This is a genomic window from Neisseria sp. P0022.S010 (assembly GCF_051956635.1).
In genome coordinates, this window is sequence record NZ_JBQCXF010000505.1 from 1 (window position 1) to 2,104 (window position 2,104).

At 46.4% G+C, this 2,104-nt stretch carries 4 protein-coding genes; all 4 read right to left on the reverse strand.

Annotation, left to right across the window (positions count from 1 at the left end):
• Positions 1-185: 185 nt before the first annotated feature.
• The 4 genes from ACTHUT_RS18695 to hda are packed head-to-tail and all read right to left on the reverse strand — an operon-like array spanning position 186 to position 1,898.
• Positions 186-335: a hypothetical protein gene (locus ACTHUT_RS18695; RefSeq protein ID WP_250589798.1), complete on the reverse strand. Its 150-nt coding sequence runs from the start codon at positions 333-335 to the stop codon at positions 186-188.
• Positions 332-505 (reverse strand): hypothetical protein, encoded by a 174-nt coding sequence (locus ACTHUT_RS18700; RefSeq protein ID WP_250600864.1) that lies wholly within the window; start codon positions 503-505, stop codon positions 332-334. Before ACTHUT_RS18700 ends, ACTHUT_RS18695 begins: the two co-directional genes overlap by 4 nt.
• A gap of 59 nt (positions 506-564) precedes the next feature.
• The gene (locus tag ACTHUT_RS18705; RefSeq protein WP_250600866.1) at positions 565-1,233 is read right to left on the reverse strand and encodes an HAD family hydrolase; all 669 of its coding nucleotides are present in this window, start codon (positions 1,231-1,233) and stop codon (positions 565-567) included.
• Positions 1,230-1,898: a DnaA regulatory inactivator Hda gene (gene hda / locus ACTHUT_RS18710; protein ID WP_003685303.1), complete on the reverse strand. Its 669-nt coding sequence runs from the start codon at positions 1,896-1,898 to the stop codon at positions 1,230-1,232. Before hda ends, ACTHUT_RS18705 begins: the two co-directional genes overlap by 4 nt.
• Positions 1,899-2,104 lie beyond the last annotated feature (206 nt).

The following is a 2,104-nucleotide window of genomic DNA, read 5'->3' on the forward strand; positions in this document are numbered from 1 at the left end:
AAGTAATGGTAACTGGACGGGGAGACATGATGTGTGATGAAGCGGTTTATTTGTTTCAGTATAGCACCGGAGCGTGTGGTTTTAAGGCAATTTTGGTTATACTTGTTTAAAGAATAAAACGACGTTTTGACAGGGAATTTCCCAATCAAAACGCCTTCTGTTTTTCAGACGGCCTTGCGTCCAAATCAGTTGTTGATTACTTCAACATTGGTTTCAAAAGTAACAGTGTGTTGGTATTTAGATGCGGTTTTGCGTTTCGGATAAGGATATTTGGAAACGCTTTTCACTGCGCGTTCGTCCATTTCAGGATTGCCGCTGGATTGAATGATATTCACACGGTCAACATTGCCGGCAGGAGTTGTGAAAACATCACATCCATCAAAACGGTTTTAACGCTGCCGTTTTGCGCTTTCATGGCTTCCAGAGTTTCTGTATCGGCTGCTTGTGCGGTACCGAATACAGCGGCAAACAACAGGGCTGAGGCGAGGAGTTTAGTCGTTTTCATGTTTTAGTCCTTATTAGGGTTGTGGTTAGGTTAAATATTTCAGACGGCCTGATTCATCGTTATTTGAAATTCAAAATCGGCCAACCTTTTGCTTTGGCTTCTTTTTCCAGCTCGGCATCCGGATTGACGGCGACAGGTTCATCCACGATACGCAACAGCGGCAAATCGTTTTTGGAGTCGCTGTAAAAATAAACCTTGCCGTAGCTTTCAAAGGTCTCGCCACGCTCTGCAAGCCATTGGTTCAATCGGGTAATTTTGCCTTCTTTCAGGCTGGGCGTACCAACATAGTTGCCCGTATATCGGCCGTCTTCACCGGTTTCAAGCTGTGTGCCGATAATGTTGTGAATACCGAAAAGATGGCAGATAGGGGTAATGATGAATTCGTTGGTCGAAGAAATAACCAACATTTCGTCGCCTGCCATTTGATGGCTTTGCACCAACATACGCTGCATCGGAGAAATATGCGGAACAATATATTCGGCCATAAACTCACGATGAAACTCAGCCAACTCTTCCTTGCTGAAACGGGCTAAAGGCGCGAGATGGAATTTGAGGAAGGCATCGATATCAAGACAACCGTTTTGATAGTCTTGGTAGAACTTTTCATTTTGCGCCTCGGTTTCAGCCGCATCCACTATGCCTTTTTTAATCAGGTATTGCGGCCAGGAGTGATCCGAATCGATATTGATTAAGGTATTGTCGAGGTCGAAAATGGCAAGGTTTTTCATTGTGTTTCCTGTTGTTTTAAAAGCTGGCGCAAAAGCGGCAAAGTAATGCGTTTGCCCATCATAACGGCGTAGTTGTCGAGGGTATCGAGCATTTGCATCAGGCTGTCCATATCGCGCCGCCAATGGTTCAGCAGGTATTCGAATATTTCCGGATCGATGGTTACCTGACGGGCGGCCGCCATGCTGACAAGCGCATCGATTTTTTCCCGGTCAGTCAACGGTTTGACTTCGTAAACCAAGCAATACGCCATGCGTGTGCGCAAGTCTTCGCGAATAACAAGCTGCTGCGGCGTATATTCGGAACTCAAAAGCAAAAAGCCTTTGCCGCTGTTGCGGAAGCGGTTGAAGATGGCAAACAGTAAAGCCTGCTCTTCATTATTAAGCTTTTCGATTTGGTCAATGGCGAGATACTCCGCATCCAACGCGGCTTCTGTCAGCGGCGTGGCGGCGGCATCAATATAGAGGGCATTTCGTCCGGCATCGAGCGCCTGTGCAACCCACGCCCGCAAGAGATGACTTTTGCCTGCGCCCTCTTCGCCCCACACATAGATAAATTGCCCATGTTTGTGCTGCAACACATACACCAACTCGGCATTTTCTGTTCCCAGAAATTTGTCGAAGCCGGGATAATCATGACTGGCAAAATCGAAGATGAGCTGGTTCACAAAGGCGCACCGGTTAGGTTGAAATCGGCTTTATTTTACGTTGTTTTGCCGTCCACCATCAAGGATAAAGGCCGTCTGCAGCCTATACCTGCAACATATCTGCACTTCTAAACATATCTTGACGCGCTTACGGCATTGGTTTTATTCCGCTTTGGTTTTACAATGTCGAACTTCTCGCCGAAACATTTGTCTGTTCTTTTTCAGAC

Bases quoted from the DNA above. Each gene is read 5' to 3' on its own strand.
- ACTHUT_RS18705 (WP_250600866.1), bottom strand. From the start codon at position 1,233: ATGAAAAACCTTGCCATTTTCGACCTCGACAATACCTTAATCAATATC.
- ACTHUT_RS18700 (WP_250600864.1), bottom strand. From the start codon at position 505: ATGAAAACGACTAAACTCCTCGCCTCAGCCCTGTTGTTTGCCGCTGTA.